The sequence below is a fragment of the Actinosynnema sp. CS-041913 genome, from assembly GCF_050942485.1.
In the GTDB taxonomy this organism is placed as follows: Bacteria; Actinomycetota; Actinomycetes; order Mycobacteriales; family Pseudonocardiaceae; genus Actinosynnema.
This window is the reverse complement of the sequence record NZ_CP192037.1, coordinates 6,678,264-6,703,232: the sequence shown is the minus strand read 5'-3', so window position 1 is coordinate 6,703,232 and position 24,969 is coordinate 6,678,264. Positions and strand designations below refer to the sequence as shown.

General features: G+C 70.5%; 23 protein-coding genes. 9 read left to right on the top strand and 14 right to left on the bottom strand.

What is annotated here, in order from left to right:
* Nucleotides 1-206: 206 nt before the first annotated feature.
* From ACQPZF_RS29810 to ACQPZF_RS29795, 4 genes are all read right to left on the bottom strand, one after another.
* Nucleotides 207-653 carry an Imm1 family immunity protein gene (locus tag ACQPZF_RS29810; protein ID WP_433262554.1) on the bottom strand — a complete coding sequence of 149 codons (447 nt, stop codon included), beginning with the start codon at nt 651-653 and terminating at the stop codon, nt 207-209.
* Between the two features lie 204 nt (nt 654-857).
* Entirely contained in the window at nt 858-2,354 is a 1,497-nt protein-coding gene (gene ltrA / locus ACQPZF_RS29805; protein WP_433262552.1) for a group II intron reverse transcriptase/maturase, read from the bottom strand.
* Complete coding sequence (locus tag ACQPZF_RS29800) at nt 2,354-2,635, bottom strand: reverse transcriptase N-terminal domain-containing protein (RefSeq protein WP_433262550.1); 282 nt, start codon at nt 2,633-2,635, stop codon at nt 2,354-2,356. The genes ltrA and ACQPZF_RS29800 overlap by 1 nt, the downstream gene beginning before the upstream one ends.
* Before the next feature lie 589 nt (nt 2,636-3,224).
* Nucleotides 3,225-3,956, bottom strand: a complete 732-nt coding sequence (locus ACQPZF_RS29795; protein ID WP_433262547.1) for a DddA-like double-stranded DNA deaminase toxin — start codon at nt 3,954-3,956, stop codon at nt 3,225-3,227.
* Between the two features lie 240 nt (nt 3,957-4,196).
* On the opposite strand from ACQPZF_RS29795, the gene ACQPZF_RS29790 reads away from it, so the two are divergent.
* The 6 genes from ACQPZF_RS29790 (at nt 4,197) to ACQPZF_RS29765 (ending at nt 9,044) form a co-directional block, all read left to right on the top strand.
* Nucleotides 4,197-4,724, top strand: coding sequence for a hypothetical protein (locus ACQPZF_RS29790; protein WP_433262545.1), 528 nt, complete (start codon nt 4,197-4,199; stop codon nt 4,722-4,724).
* 600 nt (nt 4,725-5,324) lie between these two features.
* Nucleotides 5,325-6,329 carry a type I glyceraldehyde-3-phosphate dehydrogenase gene (gene gap, locus ACQPZF_RS29785; protein ID WP_433262543.1) on the top strand — a complete coding sequence of 335 codons (1,005 nt, stop codon included), beginning with the start codon at nt 5,325-5,327 and terminating at the stop codon, nt 6,327-6,329.
* Between the two features lie 38 nt (nt 6,330-6,367).
* Nucleotides 6,368-7,552 (top strand): phosphoglycerate kinase, encoded by a 1,185-nt coding sequence (locus tag ACQPZF_RS29780; protein ID WP_433262541.1) that lies wholly within the window; start codon nt 6,368-6,370, stop codon nt 7,550-7,552.
* Entirely contained in the window at nt 7,552-8,340 is a 789-nt protein-coding gene (gene tpiA, locus ACQPZF_RS29775; RefSeq protein WP_433262539.1) for a triose-phosphate isomerase, read from the top strand. The genes ACQPZF_RS29780 and tpiA overlap by 1 nt, the downstream gene beginning before the upstream one ends.
* 90 nt (nt 8,341-8,430) lie before the next feature.
* Nucleotides 8,431-8,664, top strand: a complete 234-nt coding sequence (gene secG / locus ACQPZF_RS29770) for a preprotein translocase subunit SecG (protein WP_121007938.1) — start codon at nt 8,431-8,433, stop codon at nt 8,662-8,664.
* A 35-nt stretch (nt 8,665-8,699) separates the two neighbouring features.
* Nucleotides 8,700-9,044: an RNA polymerase-binding protein RbpA gene (locus tag ACQPZF_RS29765; RefSeq protein ID WP_015103628.1), complete on the top strand. Its 345-nt coding sequence runs from the start codon at nt 8,700-8,702 to the stop codon at nt 9,042-9,044.
* Nucleotides 9,045-9,529: 485 nt separating this feature from the next.
* Here ACQPZF_RS29765 and ACQPZF_RS29760 read toward each other — a convergent pair whose 3' ends face one another.
* A complete protein-coding gene (locus ACQPZF_RS29760; RefSeq protein WP_433262537.1) occupies nt 9,530-9,727 on the bottom strand; it encodes a hypothetical protein in 198 nt (65 codons plus the stop codon).
* Nucleotides 9,728-9,941: 214 nt separating this feature from the next.
* On the bottom strand, nt 9,942-10,118 hold the full coding sequence (locus tag ACQPZF_RS29755) for a hypothetical protein (protein WP_433262535.1): 177 nt from the start codon (nt 10,116-10,118) through the stop codon (nt 9,942-9,944).
* A 372-nt stretch (nt 10,119-10,490) separates the two neighbouring features.
* Between ACQPZF_RS29755 and ACQPZF_RS29750 the strand changes: the two genes are divergently transcribed.
* Nucleotides 10,491-11,390 carry a hypothetical protein gene (locus ACQPZF_RS29750; RefSeq protein ID WP_433262533.1) on the top strand — a complete coding sequence of 300 codons (900 nt, stop codon included), beginning with the start codon at nt 10,491-10,493 and terminating at the stop codon, nt 11,388-11,390.
* Entirely contained in the window at nt 11,387-13,027 is a 1,641-nt protein-coding gene (locus tag ACQPZF_RS29745) for a serine/threonine-protein kinase (RefSeq protein WP_433262531.1), read from the top strand. The genes ACQPZF_RS29750 and ACQPZF_RS29745 overlap by 4 nt, the downstream gene beginning before the upstream one ends.
* A gap of 139 nt (nt 13,028-13,166) precedes the next feature.
* Here the strand turns inward: ACQPZF_RS29745 and ACQPZF_RS29740 are convergent, their stop codons facing one another.
* The 7 genes from ACQPZF_RS29740 to tkt form a co-directional block, all read right to left on the bottom strand.
* Entirely contained in the window at nt 13,167-14,420 is a 1,254-nt protein-coding gene (locus ACQPZF_RS29740) for a sensor histidine kinase (RefSeq protein WP_433262529.1), read from the bottom strand.
* A 247-nt stretch (nt 14,421-14,667) separates the two neighbouring features.
* Entirely contained in the window at nt 14,668-15,447 is a 780-nt protein-coding gene (gene pgl, locus ACQPZF_RS29735) for a 6-phosphogluconolactonase (protein ID WP_433262527.1), read from the bottom strand.
* Nucleotides 15,444-16,628, bottom strand: a complete 1,185-nt coding sequence (opcA, locus tag ACQPZF_RS29730; protein ID WP_433262525.1) for a glucose-6-phosphate dehydrogenase assembly protein OpcA — start codon at nt 16,626-16,628, stop codon at nt 15,444-15,446. The genes pgl and opcA overlap by 4 nt, the downstream gene beginning before the upstream one ends.
* On the bottom strand, nt 16,625-18,166 hold the full coding sequence (gene zwf, locus ACQPZF_RS29725) for a glucose-6-phosphate dehydrogenase (RefSeq protein ID WP_433262523.1): 1,542 nt from the start codon (nt 18,164-18,166) through the stop codon (nt 16,625-16,627). Before zwf ends, opcA begins: the two co-directional genes overlap by 4 nt.
* Nucleotides 18,163-19,779: a glucose-6-phosphate isomerase gene (locus ACQPZF_RS29720; protein ID WP_433262521.1), complete on the bottom strand. Its 1,617-nt coding sequence runs from the start codon at nt 19,777-19,779 to the stop codon at nt 18,163-18,165. The genes zwf and ACQPZF_RS29720 overlap by 4 nt, the downstream gene beginning before the upstream one ends.
* 6 nt (nt 19,780-19,785) lie before the next feature.
* Entirely contained in the window at nt 19,786-20,898 is a 1,113-nt protein-coding gene (tal, locus tag ACQPZF_RS29715; protein ID WP_433262519.1) for a transaldolase, read from the bottom strand.
* A gap of 20 nt (nt 20,899-20,918) precedes the next feature.
* A complete protein-coding gene (tkt, locus tag ACQPZF_RS29710; protein ID WP_433262517.1) occupies nt 20,919-23,012 on the bottom strand; it encodes a transketolase in 2,094 nt (697 codons plus the stop codon).
* A gap of 261 nt (nt 23,013-23,273) precedes the next feature.
* Between tkt and ACQPZF_RS29705 the strand changes: the two genes are divergently transcribed.
* A complete protein-coding gene (locus tag ACQPZF_RS29705; RefSeq protein ID WP_433262515.1) occupies nt 23,274-24,197 on the top strand; it encodes a heme o synthase in 924 nt (307 codons plus the stop codon).
* A 90-nt stretch (nt 24,198-24,287) separates the two neighbouring features.
* Here the strand turns inward: ACQPZF_RS29705 and shbA are convergent, their stop codons facing one another.
* Nucleotides 24,288-24,878, bottom strand: a complete 591-nt coding sequence (gene shbA / locus ACQPZF_RS29700; RefSeq protein WP_433262513.1) for an RNA polymerase sigma factor ShbA — start codon at nt 24,876-24,878, stop codon at nt 24,288-24,290.
* Nucleotides 24,879-24,969 lie beyond the last annotated feature (91 nt).

The following is a 24,969-nucleotide window of genomic DNA, read 5'->3' as shown; positions in this document are numbered from 1 at the left end:
GCCGCTGGGCAGGCCTCCGGGGAGGGAAGGGCGTCGTGTCCTCCCGTAGGGCCTGCCAGAGGCAACCTTTGTTGTCCCTCGGCGCCCTGACCAGCGTTGACGCTGGTCAGGGCGGTCCGCAGCGGCCGGTAGCGGCCTGATCTGGCGAGTGGCGGCCGGTCGGTGATCGGCCGGGTCCGGCGCTACTCGGGGGGCTCGGGGCCGGGCTACTTGAACGCCGTGGGATACCACGGGGGTGGCGTGTGCCAGTCGGGGCCGCTCGGCTGTTGGCCGCCGTTGGTCATGTAGTCGTGGACGGCCCGGCGTACCAGGTCCAGCGGGATTTCCGAATCGGGTGGGTATTCGGTGTCCGCGCTCATGTAGTAGTACAAGATCCGTTCGGCGGGTTCCCACTCCGGACCGGGTGACGCCTTGCTGAACCACACCCCGGCCGGTGACGAGTAGATCAGCGTTCCCCGGTCCGACGCGCCGTGCAGTCCCGCGCTCAGCGCCAACTGTCGGGCGTTCTTATCCGCCGGCTCGGCCAACCGGAACTCAATGAGGGCCCGGTGTCCCCATGCGGCGACCCGGTCCAACACGTCGTCCAGCTCAGCCGCCGTGGTCAAGGTCGTCGGTTCTTCGCTGTCGGGGTCATACGCTGCGATCAGCGCCACCACGGTTCGGCTCCTCCTGTGTAGCATTTCTGGAAACGGGTGCCATTAGCTGCCTGTCCGTGCACCGTGAGCGTGAAGCCTTCCGGCAACAGGACGGGTATCAGGGTGTCGCAACTCTCGGGAAAGTTGCGGCCGGGTAGCGGGGACGCATTGCTGCGTCCCCGCCCCCTCAGAACCGGACTTGCGACTTTCGCCGCATCCGGCTCAAGCAAGCCCTGGAGGCTGTCGTGCGGTTTGCGAATCCTGTTGCCGGAACTGTGTCCGACAGTAGGCGTGTATGAGGCGGATCGGTTCCCTGTTCGTCTTGTGCGGCGGTTCCGAGGCGATCTGTCCTGCGTGGATCGCTTTCTTGACCACCCGCAGCCACTGTTCCCATTCCTGTGGGCTTCCTGGCTGGTGATCGGCGTAGAGCAGGTAGTCGCCGCAGACCCAGCACCTGCCCTGCTGTTGTTTGAGCAGCAGCAGGGTCGTCCTGTCGACCGGTGGGGCCGATTTGCGGCGACGGGCCGCCCAGTAATCGGCCATAGTGGGGTCGTCCACCGAGGCCGTGCCGATCACCATCACATGTCGAACGATCTTCGTCCAGTTGAACTTCCGGATATGTGCGCCGGTGTCCCGGTCGCCGAACACCCAGTAGTCGTTCCTGGCCGAGTGGAACCTGCCGAAGTAGCGCGAGACGATCCACCGTCTCGACTTCCTCGGGTGACGGCGCAGCCCCCACTTGTAGAGCAAGTGGAACACATAGTTGTCCAGGTCGTGGAACACTTTCTTGGACACCACGGTACGGTAGTAGGCCGACCAGCCGCGCACGATCGGGTTGAGCGCGCGCAGCAACGCCGGGACATTGTCCCCGTTGCGGGACAATACCTCGGCACGCAACCGTCTCCTGATCCTGGCCACCGCATCCCGACTGGGTTTGATCAGCAGTTTGCCGTTGTAACGGCGAACATGGAACCCGAGGAAGTCATAGCCCTCGCCGTCGAGGTGGGACACACGTGTCTTGTCCTCGTTGAACGACAGCCCCCTCGGTGCCAGCCACTTCGCCAGTCGAGCTTTCACCTGTTCGACCTGTTCCCGTGTATGACACAGCACGACCAGGTCGTCGGCGTAACGCACGAGAATCGGCGAGCCGGGTTCGGTGTAGCCGATCCTGCCGACGAGATTCCGATACCGTACGCCTGCGGCTTCCTCCATCCCGTGCAGCGCGATGTTGAGCAACAATGGGCTGATCACCCCGCCCGGGGGAGTTCCCTCCCCGGTCGGGACGAACCGCCCGCCGTCGATCGCACCGGCTTTCAGCCACTGCCTGATCAGGTCGCTGCCGGGAACCGTCCCGAGCGCTTCCAGCAGGTGACCGTGGTCGATGCGGTCGAACGCCGCTGCCAGGTCCGCGTCCAGAATCCACCGCCGCAGCGGATTGCGCCCGCGTGAGGACTGGAATATCTGGGCGATCGCGTCGTGACAGCCGCGCCCCGGCCGGAACCCGTAGGAACGAGGCTCGAACCGGGCCTCCCATTCTGGTTCCAACGCGTTGACCATACGTGCTTGCAGCAGACGGTCCACCACCACCGGAATACCGAGCGGGCGCTGCCTCCCATTGGCTTTCGGAATGTACACCCGCCGGACGGGCTTCGCCCTCCATGGTCTCACCTGGCGGTGAACCCACCAGGTCAGCACGGCGCGCTGGTCGTCGAAGGCCACTACCGGCCGTCGATTCCCGCCGTCCGGCGGCCCGCGTTGACCTGCGTCACCCGCCGCACACTCACCAGAGTGTTACAACGGCTGCGCAGCATCAACTTCTGCAAATTGCGGACCTTCTTCAGGTCCCCCGCACGACTCGCCGTGAAAATGCGCTGACGCAGCCGCCGTACCTGCTTCTCGGCTGCACGGAAATCCACCGCGTCCCAGTCGAGGAAGCCGTCCTCCGGTCCGTTCACCGACCCCGCCGGGGTGGTGTCCAACTTATCCTTCGGTTCGGGCATCGCGTCACCTCCACTCCCACAGGCTCACCTGATCCGCGTCAGCTCCCTTTCGGGCCGGGCACCCGCCCGTATCCGACCGGTTGGCCGCACACTCCGACATGGAGAAAACCGGAACGACGTGTACAGTTTCCCGTCGCCTTTCGACCGTCGGCATTCGCTTCCCGGACCATCCCGATCCCGCCGGGGAATTCCGCCTCTCTCACGATCGGCCTACCACGGGAAATAACCGTGGACCTCGACGGGGTTACCACGTTCCGCATGCGCAAGATCCGACCGGGGTGGGTGCCTCCTGAACCGCGGGACGGTGGTGTCCATCCGGTCAACCCATGCTCCATGACCGGCACCTGCCGCTTCTCTGCGGCCAGTCCTGTACCCCGCTCCGACTTCCCATCCGCGAGGGTCCAACATAACGCGGCGTCGCTGAAGGTTCACTGCATTCACCCGTCCGGTCTTCCCCTTGCCCGTGGCCCCCGGATGGAACGGGAGCCCTTCGGCTTTCATCCGAGCTTCGCACCCCGCCGTTACCAGCGACGCACGTCGGAAGCGGGGACGGACTCACGGACACAAATCCGGGATCATCCATCCGATATCATCGGACCTCCATTCGGCTGATCCACTTGACGCATGCGACCTCGTGTCGCAAGCACGGGGTGTTGTTGACGACCACCTCCGCGTGCCTGATCCCGTTCGCCACCATGTACGCGGCCACCTTCATTTCCACGTCACCGGATCGACGCGTACCCGCCGACAATCCCATGCGCGCCAGTTGGCTCTGCACCAACGCCGAACGCTGGTCGAACCCACTCGTGACCGGCTCGGCCGTGCCGTCCGCCGAATTGATCCACTGCCCTACGGTCTTCTGTCCACTCCCGGTGACAACGGGTGGGGGCAAGGTACGGCGGATCGCTTCCACTCGTTCACGCGGCATCGTGGGCGGGTCTGCCGCTTCGGACTGGCGGGCCGGGGGCTGCTGCGGCTGTGCCGTGGGTGGCTGTTGCGGTGGCTGTGCGGGCCGCTGAGAGGTGGGGGCCGGCGCGGGGGTGCTCTCGGCCGCCAGGCGGTCCGCGTAGCTCTCGGCCCCTTTCACCGCTTCGTTGAGCAGTGGCCACAGGTAGCCCTTGCACGCGTCCACCATCCCCGTGAATGCGGCCAACACCTGTGCCGCGTCCGCTTCGAGGTGGTGCGCGCCTTCCAACGCGCGGGCCAACATGGCGTGTGCCTCTTGGGCCAGGTCTTCCGCTTGCTCCAACGCCGTGCGCGCCTGCCCGCCTTTCTCGCACGCGGCCCGGACCCCTGCGGCCACGTCCCCGACTGACGCCACCCCCTACCCCCTCTCCCCGGCGTCAGCGTGGCACAGGGGTACGACAGTCACCGGGACGACACGGACAGTGGCGAACTTGCCCACTTGCCCAGGCGTAGAACAAGCGGGCAAGTCGCACCCGTACTCGGCTTGCCACCCCGACTTGCCACCTCTCCCTAGACCTTGGCAAGTTGGCAAGTTCGTAACGCACTGCATTCGCGCCCGGACGAGACGACCACCGACTGACCAACGGAGAACGCCTTGGCCGCACGCAGTGACGACCTGGCCGAGCCGGCCGCGATGATCCCGGCCGACTTCAGCGACGGCCACGCCTTCCATGCCAGGGAAGAACTCCAGCAGGCATGGCGTAAACTGTCCACGATGGACGGACTCGTCAACCTGGCGTTCGACGTGGAACAGGGCCACCGCGTCCACCAGCCCGGAGACGCGGCCGTGTCCACCGTCGTCCAGCTCGTGGAAGTCGCACACGGTGGCAACGCCAACGACCTCGGCCTGTCCGGCCTGGTTCCCCGCATCGGTGATCTCGGCCAACACCCGCCGAATGTCGTCGTCGTTGACGCTCTCGATCGGCCGGGACAACAGGCTGCCCGCCCGACACGTGAGCGTGCGCCGGTACAGCTCCTTCGTGTCCGTGCGGGCCCGCGTCCGCGTGGACACGTACGCCTCAACGGCCTGACCGAACGTGGGACCGGTGTAGCTCACCTGACGCTGCCCGGTCACCAACTCGAACGTCAGCACACGCAAGTCGTCGTAGACCAGGTGCCGTAGCGCCTCAACCGCGCCCCGCATGGACTTGGTGTCGCCGTGGTCGTCGTAAGTGATGCTCTGCGGCGCACCGTCGCGGCCCCCGCTGTACCTCCACTTCAGGCGGTACGCGGTGGTGCCGTCCTTGCGCTTGCGCGGCTCGATCGTGGCCAGGCCCAGGACTCCCTGTGAGATTGGTGCTCCCCTGGGAGTCCCGGCGCGGTACGCACCTCACCAAACTGCCTGCTCACAGCCACTACGGCGCAGAGGGCAACCACACGCGCCAAGGGGCCCTCCGGGAGGCTTTTGCGGTGGCTCTTTTGTGTTTCCGGACCCCTTGACACGTATGCCTGGGCTGCGCCGAGGCCATACGGGAGGACACGAGGCCCGGCTTGTGCGCCGGCGCGCGAGCTTCGCGTGTGCGTGACGGGCTGGGTCGGGGGCTTGGCGTTACCCGTCGTGTGGTTACTGAACGGTAACGCTGGATTTTCTTGTTCGATAAAGAGATCCTGGTGATCCACGTGACCAGGGACGCAGCGTGGAGGCTAGGCTGGTTCGCGGCTGCTCGCAGCCCTTCCGCACGCCCCCTGGCGCATCGCCAGTCGAGTATCGAGGAGACTCACCGTGACGGTTCGCGTAGGTGTCAATGGTTTCGGCCGCATCGGTCGCAACTTCTGGCGCGCCGTTCAGGCCAGCGGGCACGACATCGAGATCGTCGCCTTCAACGACCTCGGTGACGTCAAGACGATGGCCCACCTCCTGAAGTACGACAGCATCCTCGGTCGGCTCCCGCACGACGTGAAGGTGAACGACGAGGGTATCGAGGTCGACGGCAAGACCATCAAGGCGCTGGCCGAGCGCGACCCCGGCAAGCTGCCCTGGAAGGACCTCGGCGTCGACGTCGTGGTCGAGTCGACCGGGTTCTTCACCGACGCCGCCGCCGCGCGCAAGCACGTCGACGAGGGTGGCGCCAAAAAGGTCATCATCTCCGCGCCGGCCAAGGGTGAGGACCTCACCGTGGTGCTGGGCGCGAACGACGACCAGTACGACGGTTCGCAGACCGTCATCTCCAACGCCTCGTGCACCACGAACTGCCTGGCTCCGCTGGCCAAGGTGCTGCACGACGCGTTCACCGTCGAGCGTGGCCTGATGACCACCATCCACGCGTACACCCAGGACCAGAACCTCCAGGACGCGCCGCACAAGGACCTGCGCCGCGCCCGCGCCGCCGCGCTGAACATCGTGCCCACCAGCACCGGCGCCGCGAAGGCCATCGGCCTGGTCCTGCCCGACCTGAAGGGCAAGCTGGACGGCTACGCGCTGCGCGTGCCGGTGCCGACCGGCTCGGCCACCGACCTCACCGTGACGGTCGGCCGCGAGACCACCGTGGAGGAGGTCAACGCCGCCTACAAGGCCGCCGCCGAAGGCGCGCTCAAGGGCTACCTCCGCTACAACGAGGACCCGATCGTGTCGAGCGACATCGTCACCGACCCGGCGTCCTGCATCTACGACGCGCCGCTGACCAAGGTCATCGGCGACCAGGTGAAGGTCGTCGGCTGGTACGACAACGAGTGGGGCTACTCCAACCGCCTCGCCGACCTGGTCAACCTGGTCGCCAGCAAGCTCTGACCGCCCCTGTCGACGGCCACCGAGCGGAAAGACCGGTTGTGAAGACTCTGAGTGACCTGATCGCCGAGGGTGTGTCGGGTCGGCGCGTGCTGGTGCGTGCCGACCTGAACGTCCCCCTCGACGGCGACAAGATCACCGACGACGGACGCGTCCGCGCGTCGGCGCCCACCCTCGAAGCGCTGGCCGACGCGGGCGCCCGCGTCCTCGTCGCCGCCCACCTGGGCCGCCCCAAGGGCGAGCCCGATCCCGCGTTCTCCCTCGCCCCGGTCGCCGAGCGGCTGGGCGAGCTGCTCGGCCGGAAGGTCGAACTCGGCACCGAGGCGGCCGGCGACGGCACCGTGGTGCTGCTGGAGAACATCCGCTTCGACCCGCGCGAGACCAGCAAGGACGACGCCGAGCGCGGCGCGCTGGCCGACGAGCTGGCGGCGAAGGCGGACGCGTTCGTCTCCGACGGCTTCGGCGTCGTGCACCGCAAGCAGGCGTCGGTGTACGACGTGGCGAAGCGGCTGCCGCACTACGCGGGCAACCTGGTGCTGGCCGAGGTCGAGGTGCTGCACAAGCTCACCAACGATCTGAAGCGCCCGTACGTGGTGGTGCTCGGCGGAGCGAAGGTGTCCGACAAGCTCGGCGTCATCGCGAACCTGCTCACCAAGGTCGACCGCCTGCTCATCGGCGGCGGCATGGCGTACACGTTCCTCAAGGCCCAGGGCCACGAGGTCGGCCGGTCGCTGCTCCAGGAAGACCAGGTGGAGCAGGTGGCCGGTTTCCTCCGGGACGCCGAGGCCCGCGGCGTGGAGCTGGTGCTGCCGGTCGACGTGCTGGCCGCGACCGACTTCGCCGCCGACGCCGACTACGACGTCGTGGCCGCGACCGCGATCCCCGCCGACCGGCAGGGCCTGGACATCGGTCCGGAGTCGCAGAAGCTGTTCGCGGCGAAGCTGGCCGACGCCCAGACCGTGTTCTGGAACGGCCCGATGGGCGTCTTCGAGTTCGAGGCGTTCGCCGGCGGCACCCGGGCGGTCGCCGAGGCGCTCGTGAAGAGCGACGCGTTCACCGTCGTCGGCGGCGGCGACTCGGCCGCCGCCGTGCGCGCGCTCGGCCTGCCCGAAGACGGCTTCTCGCACATCTCCACCGGCGGCGGGGCGTCCCTGGAATTCCTGGAAGGCAAGGAACTCCCGGGCGTCGCGGTGCTGGCGGACGACCCCACCGAAGGCGGTGCCTGATGGCCGCGCGCCAGCCGCTCATCGCGGGCAACTGGAAGATGAACCTCAACCACCTGGAGGCCATCGCCCTGGTGCAGAAGATCGCCTTCTCGCTGCCGGAGAAGTACTTCGCCAAGGTCGAGGTGGCGGTGCTGCCGCCGTTCGTCGACATCCGGTCCATCCAGACCCTGGTCGACGGCGACAAGCTGCTGCTCAAGTACGGCGCCCAGGACCTCTCGCCGCACGACTCGGGCGCGTACACCGGTGACGTGTCCGGCCTGATGCTGGCCAAGCTCGGCTGCTCCTACGTGACCGTGGGCCACTCCGAGCGGCGCGAGTACCACCACGAGGACGACGCGCTCGTCAACAAGAAGGTCAAGGCCGCGCTCAAGCACGGCGTCACGCCGATCTTCTGCCTGGGCGAGCGGCTGGACGTCCGCGAGGCGGGCAACCACGTCACGCACTGCACCGACCAGTTGGTGGCGGGCCTCAAGGGTCTGACCGCGGAGCAGGCGAAGGACGTCGTCATCGCCTACGAGCCGGTGTGGGCGATCGGCACCGGCAAGGTGGCTTCGTCGTCCGACGCGCAGGAGGTGTGCGCCGCGCTGCGGGTCAAGCTCGCCGAGCTGTACGGCGAGGACGTGGCTTCGGCCGTTCGGGTGCTTTACGGCGGTTCGGTGAAGTCCGGCAACATCGGTGAGCTGGTCGCCCAGAAGGACATCGACGGCGCCCTCGTGGGCGGTGCGAGCCTGGACTCGGACGAGTTCACCAAGCTGTGCGCCCTCGCGGCCGGCGGACCTCTACCCTGATGTGTTGAACATGCCCTACCACCGAGGTGGTCCACGGTCGGCAGTTGACCGGGTACTCTGTGGCGTCACCTGCCTGACAGCGAGGAAGAAATGATCCTGTTTCTGCAGATCCTGTTGATCGTCTCCAGCGTGCTGTTGATCCTGCTGGTGCTGCTGCACCGAGGTCGTGGCGGTGGTCTGTCCTCGTTGTTCGGCGGCGGTATGCAGTCGAGCCTGTCCGGGTCGAGCGTGGTGGAGAAGAACCTGGACCGCCTGACGCTGTTCGTCGGCGCGATCTGGGTCATCGCCATCATCGGCATCGGGCTGCTGCTCAAGGTCAACTGACAGAGGGAATCCACGTGGTGGGGGTGTGAGGGTCGATGGCTGGTGGTAACGCGATTCGCGGTACCCGCGTCGGCGCAGGCCCGATGGGCGAGTCGGAGCGCGGCGAGTCCGCGCCCCGTCGTCGGGTGTCGTACTGGTGCGCCAACGCGCACGAGTCGCGTCCGTCGTTCGCGGTCGAAGCGGAAATCCCGGAAAACTGGGACTGCCCCCGGTGCGGTCTGCCGGCGGGCAGGGACGAGCAGGCGCCCCCTGCTCCTCCGCGCAACGAGCCGTACAAGACGCACTTGGCATACGTAAAGGAGCGCCGTTCCGACGCGGACGGCGAGGCGATCCTGGAAGAGGCGCTGACCAAGCTGCGCAAGCAACGCGAAGAGCCCTAACGCCAACGCGTCAACGGCCCCCGTGGACCCACCACGGGGGCCGCCGCCGTCTAATCTAAGGGCCACACCCCCGCACTTCCCGCTCGAACCCGCGCCGCGCTCCGCACTCTCCGCCCCGGCCGACTCCGCTCGACGCAGTGGCGCGCGCAGCGCGCACACCGAGCGGTGGGCTGCGTGTCATCCCCGTATGGCCTGCCCGCAGGGAACCGCGCTTGTCCAGGGAGTGCAAGCACGCTTTTCGCTTGCGCTCCCTGGACAAGGGTGGTGGTCTTTGACCAGGCCATACGGGGATGACACGACGCCCTGGCACTTGTGATCATCCTTGGCGGCCTGCCAGTCCGGCGAGGACGCTTGTGATCTTTCGACCAACGCCACACAGCCCAACACTCAACACCAAAACCAACCCAGGCGTGGCCCCCGGCCCCCGATATCAATTCTCCCACGCACCACCGACAATCCCGGAACCAGAACCTGAGACCACAACCCTAAACCGCCCGACGAAACGCACTGAACTGCCGACGCAGCAAGGTAACCCCGACCAGCAGGAAGAACACCAACACCGCCAGGGTCGAGGCGGACCCACCGGTGGAACTGGTCAACGCCACATCCACACTCCCCACCAGGATCACCCCGCAATCAGCGCGGATCACATGCCGCCCAGGCTGAACGGTCGCGAACTCCACCCGGGTGCTGAACGTCCCGGCCCCATCGGCCCGAGCCCGCCCCACATCCTCACCCAACGAACTGAGCCGAACCTCCGCCCCGGGTCGACACCCGGTCCCGGTAGCCGTCAAGGGATCCCCGGGCTGGACGTTGTCCTTGTCCAACGTCAACGCCCCGTCCCCACCCAAGAACACCGAGGCCGAAGGAGCCGACGAGCTGACAGCAGGCACCGAACTACTCGAACTCGAACCAGTAGTAGTCGTAGTAGTTCGAGAAGAGGCAGTAGTAGTAACCACCGGCACCGAAGTAGTAGTAACCACAGGCACCGACGTAGTGGTCACCACCGGCGGGGAAGTAGTAGGAGGAGCCACCACCACCGTGAACGTGTTCCGGGCGATGCTCCCACGACAAGTAGTGCGCAACACAACGGTGTGAGCCCCGGCAGCAGCCGAAGCAGGCACAGCCACGGCAACCGACCCGCGATAACTCTGCCAGGGCGTGGCCAACACGGTACTGGCGCTGTCCCACAACAGTTGCATCCGCTGGTAGCAGTCGGGATCCCAGGAGAACCCGACCCAACCGACGGTGAACCCGGCCCCCGGAGCACCGGTGTTCGGCGTGAGCGTGATGGCCGGCGCCTGCTGCGCCGAGGCCGGAGTGGACAAGAAGGCGGTAACGCCATAGGCGACGGCACCGAGTAGAGCTAGTGTTCCTGCCGATCGCATGCCGACTCCCGGACTCGTCCGCGTCCCTGAACTTCGAGGTGCCCCTGTGAGACGCATTATGAGCAGGGTCGGTTTACTGCTCCTCACCGGTATCACCGGGATCCTCCTGGCGCCCACGGCCCACGCCACCCCCGACACCGCCACCCTGACCGCCCCCGACACCGCCACCCTGACCGCCCCCGACACCGCCACCCTGACCGCCCCGGACACCGCCACCCTGACCGCCTCGGACACGGTCACGCTGACCGCCCCCGACACGGTCACGCTGAGCGCCACCGTGGACGGCCGCCCGGTCGGCTCGCACGAACTAGTGCTGGACCCGTCCGGCTCGTCGAGGGTCTCGGTAACCGTCCACAACACAACGGACACGGTGCGCCACGTCAAGACCGTCCGCCTGTCCGGCACGGCCCTGGCGCTCACCTTCTTCTCCTACGACACCACGGTGCCGTTCGACGTCCCGGCCCAGGAGAGCGTCACCAAGGCCTTCGTCCTCGACCTGGGCCAGCTCGGCGCCCAGGCCACCGGCCTGCTGCCCACGGAGATCGAGGTGCTGGACGCCCAGCGCGAGGTCATCGCGGCCATCGGCACCACGGGCGACGTGCGCGGCTCGCTGTGGTCGGTGTACGGGATCTTCGGCATCGCGGTGTTCGGGCTGACCGCGCTCGCCTGGATCGGCGCCCTGTGGGCACTGGCCCGCCGCCGGCTGCCGGCCAACCGGTGGCAGCGCGCCATGCAGTTCCTCCCCGCCGGCATCGGCACCGGGCTGGTCGCGGTGATCTCGCTGTCCGTCCTGCGGGTGGTGGCGCCGTCCCCGGCCGCCGAGATCCCGTTCATCCTCGGCGCGGCGGCGGCGGCGTTCGCGCTCGGCTACCTGACGCCCCACCCGGCGGCGGACCCGCCGGTCGACCCGGAGGCCACCCAGCGCATCACCCGTCCGCTGCCGGGCGGTGCGGCGTGACGACGGCGCCCAGCCCCAGCGTGGTCGCGGCCCTGCCGCAGTACGACATCGGCCCGCGGATCGGGCACGGCGGCATGGGTGTCGTGTACGAGGGGGTGCACCGGCCGCTGGGCCGGCCGGTCGCCGTCAAGCGGCTGCCGCGAATGCTCGCCGAGGACGCCCGGATGAGCGCCCGGTTCGAGCACGAGGCGCGGCTGCTGGCCCGGCTGGACCACCCGCACATCGTGCCGGTCTACGACTACGTGCAGGACCACGGCGAGCACCTGCTGGTCATGGAGAAGCTGGACGGCGGCACGGTCTGGTCGAAGTTCTCCGAGCACGGCTTCACGCCCGCCCAGTCGTGCGCGCTCGCCCTGGCCACGCTGTCCGGCCTGCACGCCGCGCACGGCGCGGGCGTCCTGCACCTCGACGTGAAGCCGAAGAACCTGCTGTTCACGGCCCAGGGCGCGCTGAAGGTGGCCGACTTCGGCATCTCGCAGGTGGTCAGCGAGGGCGCGACGCTGGTGACGCACGGCGGCCAGGTGCTCGGCACGCCCGCCTACCTGTCGCCGGAGCAGGCGCTGGGCAACCCGCTCAGCCCCGCCGCCGACGTGTACGGGCTGGCCACCGTGCTCTACGAACTGCTCAGCGGACGCCTGCCGTTCGACAGCGGCGGCGGCGCGCTGGCGATGATCCAGCGGCACGTCCACCAGGCGCCCCGCCCGCTCACGGAGGTGCCCGCGCCGCTCGCGCAGGTGGTCATGCGCGGCATCGAGCGCGAACCGCACACCCGGTACCGCAACGCGGAGACGTTCGCGATCGACCTGGCGGGCGCGGCGGCCGGGGTGTTCGGTCCGGACTGGCTGATGCGGGTCGGCCTGCCGCTGCACCTGACGCCGCGGGTGTCGGCGGCCGGCACCCGCCCGGCCACCCACCCTTCGGTGCCGCGCGAGACGCTGGACATCCCGGTGCGGGCAACGCTGGTGGACGCCGGGCCGCCGCCGGTCGTCCTGGGCAGGCAGACCCTCGTCCCCGCGCGCGACCTGCTGGTCCACCCCAAGCCCGCACGCTGGTTCGCCCTGGCCGCCGCGCTGTTCGCGGCGGTCCTGCTGGCGCTGCCGTTCACCGTCCCGAGCCGCGACCTGCCGCCGCTGGAGCGGGACCTGAGCAAACCCGTCGCGGTGGACGGGCTGACGGAGCCCGCCCGCCTGCGCGTCACGGCCGTGGGGATCACGCTGGCCGACGTGACCACCGTGCCGCCGGCGGCGTTCGAACTGCCCGGCGCGGCGCGGTGGATCATCGGCGGGGCGGCGTCGGCCGCGGTCGAGTCCGGCGGGACGGTCCGCGAGTACTCGCTGCGGCCGACGACCCACCCGATGGTCAGCATCATGGGCGCGGGCGGCGCGGTGCTGCTGCTGTTCACCCTCGCCTACCTGGAGTCGCTGCTCCGGTCGCTGCGCAGGCGGCAGTCCGGCGCGGCGGCGGTGGTGGCCGCCGCGCCCCTCGGGTTCGGGCTCGGCGTCGCGGTGTGGCTGCTGCCGTCCGTGCTGCTGCGGCACGAACCGGCGCTGTGGCCCGCGATCGTGTGCGGCGCGCTGGGCCTCGCGGCGGCCGTGTGCACCGCGGTGGCCACGCGCCGCCGGGCGGGCCGGGGCTAGTCAGCCGGTTTCGCCGGAGCGAGGCAGACCAGCCAGCCTCGCTGGGTCGGGGCTGATCAGCCGGTTTCGCCGGGTCGGGCTGGTCAGCCGGTTTCGCCGGAACGAGGCGGATCGGCCGGCCTCGCCGGGTCGGGGCCGGTCAGCCGGTCTCGTCGGACCGGTCCAGCGAACGCGCCAGCGGGAAGGACACCGCGACCCGGAAACCGCCGTCCTCGGACGGACCGGCCTCGAACGTGCCGTCCAGCAGGGCGGCCCGTTCCCGCAGCCCCACCAGCCCGTGCCCGCCGCTGGGCAGCGTGGAGCACTCCCGGGGCTGGGCGGGGGCGTCGTTGCGGATCTCCACGCGCAGCACGTCGGGATCGGCCTGGACGTGCACGGCGGTCGCCGCGCCGCCCGCGTGTTTGCGCACGTTGGTCAGCGCCTCCTGGACCGTGCGGTAGACCGCGCCCGAGATCGGCGCGGGCAGGTCGTCCACCGGGCCCTGCACGCTCAGCGACGCCGGGATGCCCGCACTGGCCACCAGTTGCGGCAGTTCCGCGACGCGCGGTTGCGGCGAGTCGTCGCCGCTGGTGGTGCGCAGCACGCTGACGAGCTGGCGCAGCTCGTCGAGGGTGCGGGTGCTCAGCGAGCGGATGGTGCCGGCCACCTGCTTCGCGTCCGGGTCGGCCACCGCGATCCGCAGCGCGCCCGCCTGCATCGCGATCAGGCTCACCTGGTGCGACACCACGTCGTGCATCTCGCGGGCCAGTCGGGCGCGTTCGTCGGCGCGGACGGCGTGGGCGTGCAGCACCCGTTCCCGCTCGCGGCTGGCGGCGAGTTCCGCGATCCGGGCGGACAGCTCCTCGCGGGCGTGCACCAGCAGCCCGATCGCGATCGGCATCCCGGCCACGATGCAGCCGTAGATCGCGTTGTGGATGTGGGCGGTCCAGGCCAGCGCGAGGAAGTCCTCGGGCGGCCACAGGAAGAACCGGCTCAGCCACACCAGCCCGGCCGCGATGTAGGTCTGGGTGGCCAGCAGCTTCTGCCTGGCCAGCGTGCCCAGGGCGATCATCGCGGCGAGCTGCGCCATGCCCGCCAGGAACCCCGGCACCGTCAGCAGCACCACGAGGAACGGGAACCGCCGGCGGAACGCCACCGCGACCACCGCGATGATCGACAGCACGTAGTTGTAGGACTTCGCGTCCGGCGCGAACCAGAACCACACGTCGAACGCGGCGATGGCCACGGCGCCCACGTCGAGGAAAAGCTGCCGGTGCCGCGCCAGCAGCGCCTTGAGGCCGCGCCGACCACGGGCAGCGCTGTGCACCCGCTCGGCCGGGACGCCGTTGACCCCGCCGCTCGGCAGCATTTCGACAGCGTTGCCGGCCAGGACTCGCCCTCCCGTGTCAGCCATTCGCCGCTCATCACCGTACTGCGCTGTCGCCGCGCTTGGCATGACCCGCTCCTCCGCCCCCGAAGTGGCCGCCCCGCCCCGCCTCACCCAACGAGACGCCTCGATTACCCGAATGGGACGCGGCGGACACCACAAAATTGCGAGCGCGAACGCCGGCGCACGGCGGAGCCTCCCCGGATGGGCTCATCAGAGTGACGTGGATCACGTGCGAAGTCCGGGCGGCGCCGGGTGCCGGCGCCGCCCGGGATCACGCGAGCGGCGGGGTGAACAGCTCCGGGACCTTCGCCGCGGCCGTCGAGTCGAGCAGCCACAGCGTCCGGCGCTTGCCGAGCGCGCCGGCGGCCGGGATCTGCACCTCGCCCGCGCCGGTCAGGGCCATCGACACGGCTGCCGCCTTCGCCGAGCCGGTGGTCATCAGCCACACCTCGCGGGCCTGGCGGATGGCGGGCAGGGTCAGGCTCACCCGCGTCGGCGGGGGCTTCGGGCAGTTGCGGACCGCGACCACCGCGCGTTCCCGCTCGTAGACGGCGGGCGAGCCGGGGAAGACGGACGCCGTGTGGCCCTCTTCGCCCATGCCGAGGAGCAGCACGTCGAACGACGGCACCGGGCCGTGGTCCTCCGGGCGGGCCGCCGAGGCGAGGATGTCGGCGTACGCGTCGGCCGCCGCGTCCGGGTCGTCGCCGAAGCGGCCGTCGGACGGTTCCATCGGGTGCACCCGCGCCGGGTCCACCGGCACGTGGTCGAGCAGCGCGGCCCGCGCCTGCGTCTCGTTGCGCTCCTCGTGGCCCGCCGGCAGGAAGCGCTCGTCACCCCAGTACAGGTCCACGCGCGACCAGTCCACGGCGTCGCGGGCCGGTGTCGTGCGCAGTTGCTCCAGCACCGCGATGCCGGTCCGGCCGCCGGTCAGCACCAGGGACGCCGAGCCGCTCGCGGTCTGCGCGTCGACCAGCTTGGTGACCAGGCGGGCGGCCGTGGCGGCGGCCAGCAGGTCGCCGTCCCGGTGCACCACCACCTCCGGGCGGCTCATGTCCTGGCCTTCGCCTTGGGCGCCGCGCCGTTGCCCGCGGCGGACTTGGCGGACCTGGCCGGGGCCTTGCCGTCGGCGGAGACCGGCTGGTCCACGGCGGGCTTCCGGGCGGGCGACGAGGGCTTGCGTGCCGCCGTGGCGTTGGACGCCGCCGTGCTCTTGGACGCAGTGGAGGTCTTGGACTCCGCCGCGCCCTTGGACGCAGTGGAGGTCTTGGGCCCCGCCGTGTTCTTGGCCGCCGCCGAGGTCTTCGCCGGGCCACGGCCGCGCACGACCTTGCCCAGCGCCTTGAGCGCCAGCTCGTACACCTCGTCCGGGTCGAGCCGGCGCAGTTCCTCGGCCAGGCAGTCGCGGATCTCCCGGCGCTGGAGGGCCACCCGGCGCGCCGGCTGGCCGGGCTGGGACAGCGTCCCCACCTTGCCGTCCGGGCGCACCAGCTCGACCTCGCCGGACCGGCGCACCAGCCGCACGTCCACGATGCCCACGCCCCGAGCGGCCTTGGACCGCTTCACCGGCACCCGCAGCGCGCCCGCCAGCCACGCGGCCAGCAGGTCGGTGGACGGCGAGTCGGCCTCGCCGCTGACCTCCGCCTCCGTCACCTTCTCGTACGGGGGCAGGTCGAACGCCGACGCGAGCATCGCCCGCCACAGCGTGAGCCGCGTCCACGCCAGGTCCGTGTCGCCCGGCGTGTAGGACGCCTTGCGCTGGTCCAGGGCCTTGATCGGGTTCTTCTCGGCCGCCGCGTCGGTGATCCGCCGCTGCGCGAGCTGCCCGATCGGGTCGAGCGCGGGCACCGGGGGAGCCTCGTGCGGCCACCACGCCACCACCGGGGTGTCCGGCAGCAGCAGCGGCACCACGCACGACGCGCCCTCGTTGGCCAGCTCCCCGTACAGCCGCAGCACGATCACCTCGGACGCGCCCGCGTCGCCGCCGACCCGGATCTGGGCGTCCAGCCGGGGCGCGGCCTTGCGCGCGCCGCGCGCCACCACGATCACCCGGCACGGGTGCTCGCGGCTGGCGTCGTTCGCCGCGTCCACGGCGTCCTCGGTCTTCGCGCCGTCGTCGGTGACGATGACCAGGGTCAGCACCCGGCCGAGGGTGACCGCGCCGCCCTCCTCGCGTAGCTGCACGAGTTTGCTGTTGACCTGCGACGTGGTGGTCGAGGGCAGGTCGATGATCACGGACGCCTCCAGTGCCTACCGGTGCGGGCCAGCATCTCGTCCGCCGACGCCGGGCCCCAGGTCCCTGCCTTGTACTTCTCCGGGGCGCCGGTGGCGGCCCAGTGCCGGAGCACCGGGTCGAGGATCTCCCAGGACAGCTCGACCTCGTCGTTCTTCGGGAACAGCGACGGCTCGCCGAGCAGCACGTCGAGCAGCAGCCGCTCGTAGGCCTCGGGGGACGACTCGGTGAACGCGTGGCCGTAGCCGAAGTCCATCGTGACGTCCCGGACCTCCATGGTGTTGCCGGGCACCTTGGAGCCGAACCGGATGGTCACGCCCTCGTCCGGCTGTACCCGCACCACCAGGGCGTTCTGTCCCAGCTCCTCGGTGGCGGTGTCGTCGAACGGCAGGTGCGGCGCGCGCTTGAACACCACGGCCACCTCGGTGACGCGGCGGCCCAGCCGCTTGCCGGTGCGCAGGTAGAACGGCACGCCCGCCCACCGCCGGGTGTTGATCTCGCAGGTGATCGCCGCGTAGGTCTCGGTGGTGGAGTCCTTGGCGAAGCCGCCCTCCTCCAGCAGGCCGGGCACCTTCTGCCCGCCCTGCCAGCCGCCGGTGTACTGGCCGCGCGCGGTGGTCTCGCCGAACGGGCCCACCGGCTTGGTCGCGGACAGCACCTTGACCTTCTCCGCCCGCAGGTCGGACGGCCGGAACGACACCGGCTCCTCCATCGCGGTCAGGGCGAGTAGCTGGAGCAGGTGGTTCTGGATCACGTCGCGGGCCGCGCCGATGCCGTCGTAGTAGCCCGCGCGCCCGCCCAGGCCGATGTCCTCGGCCATGGTGATCTGCACGTGGTCGACGTAGTTGGCGTTCCAGATGGGCTCGTAGAGCTGGTTGGCGAAGCGCAGCGCCAGGATGTTCTGCACCGTCTCCTTGCCGAGGTAGTGGTCGATGCGGAACACCGACTCCTCGGGGAAGACGTCGTTGACGATCTTGTTGAGCAGCCGCGCGCTGCCCAGGTCGTGCCCGAACGGCTTCTCGATGACGACCCGCCGCCACTGGCCGGGGCTGTCGGTCGGCGGCGTGGCCAGGCCCGCGCGCTTGAGCTGGTTGACCACCGTGGTGAACGCGCTCGGCGGCACCGACAGGTAGAACGCGTGGTTGCCGCCCGTGCCGCGCTCGCGGTCGAGGTCGGCGACGGTGGCGGCGAGCGAGTCGAACGCGGCGTCGTCGTCGAAGGTGCCCTGGACGAACCGGATGCCCTCGGCGAGCTGGTCCCAGACCTCCTGCCGGAACGGCGTGCGCGCGTGCTGCTTGACCGCCTCGTGCACGACCTGCATGAAGTCCTGGTCGGCCCAGTCCCGCCGGGCGAAGCCGACGAGCGCGAAGCCCGGCGGCAGCAGACCCCGGTTGGCGAGGTCGTAGATGGCGGGCATGAGCTTCTTGCGGGACAGGTCGCCGGTCACGCCGAAGATGACCAGGCCGCACGGCCCGGCGATCCGCGGCAGCCTCTTGTCGCGGGCGTCCCGCAACGGGTTGCGCCTGGTGGGGGCCGTCACGAACCGTCCTCCTGGATGGCTTCGACGAGCTGCGCGAGCCCGGCGACGCGGTCGGTGAGGTGCAGCCGCAGCACCGGGCGCCCGTGCCCGGCCAGCACTTGGCCGTCGCCCAGCGCCTGCGCGAGCTGCAGCGTGCCCAGGTCGTACGGGCGGCCCGGCACGTCCAGCGACGTCCCGGACGCGCCGGTGAGCTGGAGGAACACGCCGTTCTGGTGGCCGCCCTTGTGGTACTGGCCGGTGGAGTGCAGGAAGCGCGGGCCCCAGCCGAACGTGGTCTGGAGGTGCGACCGCTGCGCCAGCTCGGGGCGGACCAGCGCGAACGACGCGTCGTCCAGCCGGTCCAGGTAGGCCTGCACGGACAGGTAGCCGTGCTCCGGCGCGGCGGCGACCAGCGCCTTGAGCGCGTCGGCGACGGTCTTCACGTCGTCGGGCAGCCAGCCCCCGCTCGGGTGGGCCTCGATCGGGCCGTCCACGAACGCGGGCGCCGAGGCGCCCTCGGTGGGCGCGTCCAGCAGGGACCTGGCGGCCTTCTTCGCCGCCTCCACGTCGGGCTGGTCGAACGGGTTGATCTCCAGCACCCGGCCCACCAGCGCGGTCGCGTACTCCCACACCAGGAACTGCGCGCCCAGCGGGCCCTCCACCGCGAGCGACGACGAGCCGGTGGCCGGCCCGATCGCGACGGTGGTGGCGTCCGACCGCGCGTCCACGAAGCCCGGCGCGCCCGGCCCCTCCACCACGACGGGCAGCAGGCCGGTGCCGTTCTTGCCGGTGGACTCGGCGATGAGCTGCTCGGCCCAGTCGCCGAGGCCCGCGATGCCCGAGCCGGTGTCCGCGAACACGACCTTCTCCGCGCCGTGCGCGTGCGCCACGGCGAACGTCGCCGCCAGCACGATCGCGGGGTTGTCGGGCGAGTCGGCCGACACCAGGGGAGCGGCGGACGCCGCGTCGTCCAGCAGCCCGGCGATGTCGGCGCCCGCCAGCCCGGACGGCACCAGGCCGAACGCGGTCAGCGCCGAGTACCGGCCGCCGACGTTCGGGTCGGCCAGGAACACCTTGCGGTAGCCCGCTTCGCGCGACGCGGCTTCCAGCGGGGAGCCGGGGTCGGTCACCACGACGATCCGGGACGCCGCGTCGACGCCCTTCGCGGCGAACGCGGCCTCGAAGATCCGCCGGTGGCTGTCGGTCTCCACGGTGCCGCCGGACTTCGACGACACCACCAGCACGGTGCGCTCCAAATCGCCGGCCAGGGCGTCGGCGACCTGGCCGGGGTCGGTGGTGTCCAGCACCACCAGCGGCACGTCGGCCGTGCCGGTGATCACCTCGGGCGCGAGCGACGAGCCGCCCATGCCCGCGAGCACCACCCGGTCCACGCCCTCGGCGAGCAGTTCCGCGCGCAGCGCCGCGATCTCGGCGACCAGCGGGCGGGACGTCTCGTGCAGCGTGGTCCAGGCGAGCCGGATGGACGCCTCGGACTCCGCCTCGCGACCCCACAGCGTGGCGTCGCCGGCGGTGAGCTTGCTCGCCACCCGGTCCCGGACCAGGTCGCCCACCACGATGGCGACCTGGTCCTCGTTCGGCGAGCGGACGATCTCCACGGAGACCACCTCGGTCATGTGTTCTCAGTCCTTAGCCTGGTTCAGTTGTCCGGTCACCGTCTCCAGCAGTTCCGCCCAGGACTTCTCGAACTTGTCCACGCCCTCGGTCTCCAGCGCGATGAACACGTCGTCGAGGTCGAGGCCGACCTCGACCAGCCCGTCGAAGACCTCCTGCGCCTGGGCGGCCCGCCCGGTCACGGTGTCACCGGTGATCTTGCCGTGGTCGGCGACGGCGTGCAGCGTCTTCTCCGGCATCGTGTTGACCGTGTCGGCCACCACCAGCTCGTCCACGTACCGGGTGTCCGAGTACGCCGGGTCCTTCACGCCGGTCGACGCCCACAGCGGGCGCTGCGCCCGCGCGCCGGCGGCGACCAGCGCCTCCCAGCGCTCACCGCGGAACGTCTCCTGGAACGCCGCGTACGCCAGCCGCGCGTTCGCGATCGCGGCCCGGCCGCGCAGCTCCTTGGCGCGCGGCGTGCCCAGCGCGTCCAGCCGCTTGTCGACCTCGGTGTCCACGCGGGACACGAAGAACGACGCCACGGACTGGATGCCGCGCAGGTCGTGGCCGTTCGCCTTGGCCTGCTCCAGACCGGTGATGAACGCCTCCATCACGTGGCGGTAGCGCTCGACGGAGAAGATCAGCGTCACGTTCACGCTGACGCCCTCGGCCAGCACCTTGGTGATCGCGGGCAGGCCCTCGACCGTGGCGGGGATCTTCACCAGCAGGTTCGGCCGGTCCACCGTCTTGGCCAGGTCCAGCGCCTCGACGATGGTGGCCTCGGTGTCGCCCGCCAGGCGCGGGTCGACCTCGATCGACACCCGGCCGTCGACGCCGTCGGAGGCCTCGTAGACGGTCCGGAACAGGTCGCACGCGTTGCGCACGTCCGTGGTGGTGATCTCGCGGACCGCCGCGTCGGTGTCCGCGCCGCGCGCGACCAGCTCGCGCACCTGCTCGTCGTAGGACGCGCCCTTGGCCAGGGCGGCGGCGAAGATCGTCGGGTTGGTGGTCACGCCCACCACGTGGTGGTTCGTGATCAGGTCGGCGAGGTTGCCGGTGTTCAGCCGCTCGCGGGACAGGTCGTCCAGCCAGATCGACACACCGGCGTCGCTCAGCGCGGCCAGCGGGTGGGAACTCATCTCGTCATCTCCCTAGGGGACTAGCGGACCTTGGCCAGCGACCGGCGGGCCGCCGCGACGACGTTCTCCGTGGTGAAACCGAACTCGCGGAACAGCGTCTGGTAGTCGGCCGACGCGCCGAAGTGCTCGATGGAGACGATCTCGCCCGCGTCGCCGACGAACCGGTGCCACGGCTGGGCGATGCCCGCCTCCACCACGACCCGCGCCTTCACCGAGGACGGCAGCACCGACTCGTGGTAGGCGTCGTCCTGCGCGTCGAACCACTCGATGCTGGGCATCGACACCACGCGGGTCGCGACGCCCTCGGCTTCGAGCACCTTCCGCGCCTCGGCCGCGATCTGGAGTTCGGAGCCGGTCGCGATGAGGATCAGCGCCGGCTCGCCGTCGCCGGACAGCACGTAGCCGCCCTTCTTGACGCCCTCGGTCGCCTTCTCCTTCGTGCCCTCCAGCACGGGCAGGTTCTGCCGGCTGAGCGCGAGGCCGACCGGACCCTCGGTCTGCTCGACGGTGGCCTTCCAGGCGGCGGCGGTCTCGTTCGCGTCGCCGGGGCGCACCACGGACAGGCCGGGGATCGCGCGCAGCGCGGCCAGGTGCTCGATCGGCTGGTGCGTCGGGCCGTCCTCGCCCAGGCCGATGGAGTCGTGCGTCCACACGTAGGTGACCGGGGACTTCATCAGCGCGGCGAGCCGCACGGCCGGGCGCATGTAGTCGGAGAACACCAGGAACGTGCCGCCGTACGGGCGGGTCGGGCCGTGCAGCGCGATGCCGTTGAGGATGGCGCCCATGGCGTGCTCGCGGACGCCGAAGTGCAGCGTGCGGCCGTACGGGCCGGCCTGCCACATCTTGGTGGAGATCGACGCCGGGCCGAACGAGTCGGAGCCCTTCATCGTGGTCAGGTTGCTCTCCGCGAGGTCGGCCGAGCCGCCCCACAGCTCCGGCAGCACCGGGGCGAGCGCGGTCAGCGTCTCACCGGACGCCTTGCGGGTCGGCACGCCCTTGGCGTCGGGCTCCCACGACGGCAGCGCGTCCGCCCAGCCCTCGGGCAGCTCGCGCGCCACCAGCCGGTCGAACAGCGCCTTGCGCTCCGGGTTCGCCGACGCCCACGCGTCGAACGACCGCTGCCACTCGGCCTTGGCCGCCTCGCCGCGCTTGACGACCTCGCGGGCGTGCGCCAGCACCTCGTCGGCGACCTCGAAGGTCCGTTCCGGGTCGAAGCCCAGGATCTTCTTGACCGCCGCGACCTCGTCGCCGCCGAGCGCCGCGCCGTGCGCCGCGCCGGTGTTCTGCTTGTTCGGCGCGGGGTAGCCGATGACCGTGCGGACCAGGATGAACGAGGGCCGCCCGGTCTCCGCCTTGGCCTTCTCCAGCGCGTCGAGGATGCCGGTGACGTTCTCGCCGCCCTCCACGACCTGCACGTGCCAGCCGTAGGCCTCGTAGCGCTTCGCGGTGTCCTCCGACAGCGCGATCGTCGTGTCGTCCTCGATGGAGATCTTGTTGTCGTCGTAGATCACCGTGAGGTTGCCGAGCTGCTGCGTGCCCGCGAGCGAGGACGCCTCGGACGTCACGCCCTCCTCGATGTCGCCGTCGGAGGCGATCACGAAGATGTGGTGGTCGAACGGGCTTTCGCCGACCGCGGTGTCCGGGTCGAACAGGCCGCGCTCGCGGCGCGCGCCCATCGCCATGCCCACGGCGGAGGCCAGCCCCTGGCCCAGCGGGCCGGTGGTGATCTCCACGCCGGGGGTGTGCCGGTGCTCGGGGTGGCCGGGAGTCCGGGAGCCCCACGTCCGCAGCGCCTTCAGGTCGTCCAGCTCCACGCCGTAGCCGGACAGGTAGAGCTGGATGTAGAGGGTCAGGCTGGAGTGGCCGGCGCTGAGCACGAACCGGTCGCGGCCCACCCAGTCCGGGTCCGCCGGGTCGTGCCGCAGCACGCGCTGGAACAGGGTGTAGGCGAGTGGCGCCAGGCTCATCGCGGTGCCGGGGTGGCCGTTGCCGACCTTCTGCACCGCGTCGGCGGCCAGGACGCGGGCGGTGTCCACGGCGCGCCGGTCGAGCTCTGTCCAGTCGTCGGGCAGTTGGGCCTCGGTCAGCCGGGTGATGTCATCGGTGACGGACACGGACTTCCAGCTCCAGTCTCACGTAGGCGGCGGGGTGGGACGGGTGGGCTCTCAATCGATCCCGTCAGGCCCGATCCGCGGTTTTCCCTCGTCCGCCGGCCAGCCTAGTCGGCACGTCCGGCGTGCGTGTCGCGAACGCTCTGTGGGTGTACGCACAGGGGATACGAACCGGCGTCCCGTCCCGTTCAGACGTACCCGAACGGGCTGTGTTTCCAACGCGCGGTTACGATTCGCGCATCCCCGACCCGACCAAGGAGTGCGATGAGTGCCGTCAGCGAGCTTCCGGCGCGGTCGCCCCGACAGGTCGTCGGCGCGTACGTGGCGTTGACCAAGCCCCGCGTCATCGAACTGCTGCTGATCACGACGATCCCGGCGATGCTGCTGGCCGCCCGCGGCCTCCCGCCGCTGTGGCTGATCGCGTGCACCCTGGCGGGCGGGACGCTCGCGGCCGGCTCGGCGAACGCGCTGAACTGCTACGTCGACGCGGACATCGACTCGGTGATGAAGCGGACCGGCGCCCGGCCGCTGGCCCGCAACGCCATCCCGCCGCGCAACGCGCTGATCTTCGGCGTGGTGCTCGGGGTGGTGTCGTTCCTGTTCCTGTGGATGACGACGAACCTGATCTCGGCGGTGTTCGCCGTCGCGACGATCCTGTTCTACATCTTCGTCTACACGCTGGTGCTCAAGCGGCGGACGTCGCAGAACATCATCTGGGGCGGCATGGCCGGCTGCATGCCGGTGATCATCGGCTGGTCGTCGGTGACCGGCACGGTCGCCTGGCCCGCGCTGGCGATGTTCGGCGTGATCTTCTTCTGGACCCCGCCGCACACCTGGGCGCTGGCGATGAAGTTCAAGGAGGACTACGCGCGGGCGGGCGTGCCGATGCTGCCGGTGGTGGCGACGGCCCAGCAGGTGACGCGGCAGATCGTCATCTATTCGTGGATCACGGTCGGGTGCACCCTGCTGCTGGCCCCCGTGACGTCGTGGATCTACGTGTCCGTGGCGGCGCTGTCCGGCGTCTGGTTCGCCGTGTTCGCGCACCGCCTGCACGGCGTCGTGCGCCGGGGCGGGTCGACGAACACGATGAAGTTCTTCCACATGTCCAACCTCTACCTGATGCTGGTCTTCTGTGGGCTGGCAGTTGACGCAGTCGTCGGACTTCCGGTGCTCGGCCTGCCGTTCTGACCCGCCCTGCCGTTCCGGCCGCCCTGCCGTCTTGACCGCCCCACCGTTCCGCCCCGCCGTTCCGCGGCGGCGGTAGCGCGGCGGGAGCGTCTAGCTGGAGACGAGCTGCGCCGCGAGCACCTTCCGCAGCCGCGTCAGCGCCCGGTGCTGGGCCACCCGCACCGCGCCCGGCGTCGAGACGACCGCCTCGGCCGTCTCCTCCGCCGAGAACCCCACCACGACGCGCAGCAGCAGGATCTCCCGCTGCTTGGGCGGCAGCACGTCCAGCAGGCGGGACATCTCCTCGGACAGCTCCCCGCGCAGGAAGAGCAGCTCGGGCCCCGCCTCGGTGACCGCGGCGTCCGGCACGTCGGCCACCGGGTCCACCCGGTTCCGCGCGCCGTACCGGTGGGCGTCGGCGACCTTGTGCGACGCGATGCCGTACACGAACGCCAGGAACGGCCGGCCCTCGTCCCGGTACCGGGGCAGCGCCCGGAGCACCGCCAGGCACACCTCCTGCGCCACGTCGTCCGGCGGCGTCGCGGAGCCGCCGCCCAACCGCGCGCGGCAGTACCGCAGCACCGCGGGGCGCACGGCCTTGAGCAGCAGCTCCACCGCGTCCCGGGCACCCGCCACCGCCGCCGTCACGACCTCTGGCGCGACCGTCGCCCGTAACGGGCCCGTCCTGTCGTCCGCGAACACCACGCACCTCCCCCGCCGCGGCGCCCACCGCGACTTCACCGGGGGGACGCGCACTGACGGTAAGTATTACGCGGGCATTCGGAGCAATTAC

Coding starts and splice junctions, on each gene's coding strand:
- ACQPZF_RS29720 (WP_433262521.1), bottom strand. CDS start 19,779: ATGACCGAGGTGGTCTCCGTGGAGATCGTCCGCTCGCCGAACGAGGAC.
- tpiA (WP_433262539.1), top strand. CDS start 7,552: ATGGCCGCGCGCCAGCCGCTCATCGCGGGCAACTGGAAGATGAACCTC.
- secG (WP_121007938.1), top strand. CDS start 8,431: ATGATCCTGTTTCTGCAGATCCTGTTGATCGTCTCCAGCGTGCTGTTG.
- pgl (WP_433262527.1), bottom strand. CDS start 15,447: ATGAGCCGCCCGGAGGTGGTGGTGCACCGGGACGGCGACCTGCTGGCC.
- ACQPZF_RS29740 (WP_433262529.1), bottom strand. CDS start 14,420: ATGGCTGACACGGGAGGGCGAGTCCTGGCCGGCAACGCTGTCGAAATG.
- ACQPZF_RS29705 (WP_433262515.1), top strand. CDS start 23,274: ATGAGTGCCGTCAGCGAGCTTCCGGCGCGGTCGCCCCGACAGGTCGTC.
- ACQPZF_RS29800 (WP_433262550.1), bottom strand. CDS start 2,635: ATGCCCGAACCGAAGGATAAGTTGGACACCACCCCGGCGGGGTCGGTG.
- ACQPZF_RS29765 (WP_015103628.1), top strand. CDS start 8,700: ATGGCTGGTGGTAACGCGATTCGCGGTACCCGCGTCGGCGCAGGCCCG.
- tal (WP_433262519.1), bottom strand. CDS start 20,898: ATGAGTTCCCACCCGCTGGCCGCGCTGAGCGACGCCGGTGTGTCGATC.
- ACQPZF_RS29750 (WP_433262533.1), top strand. CDS start 10,491: ATGAGCAGGGTCGGTTTACTGCTCCTCACCGGTATCACCGGGATCCTC.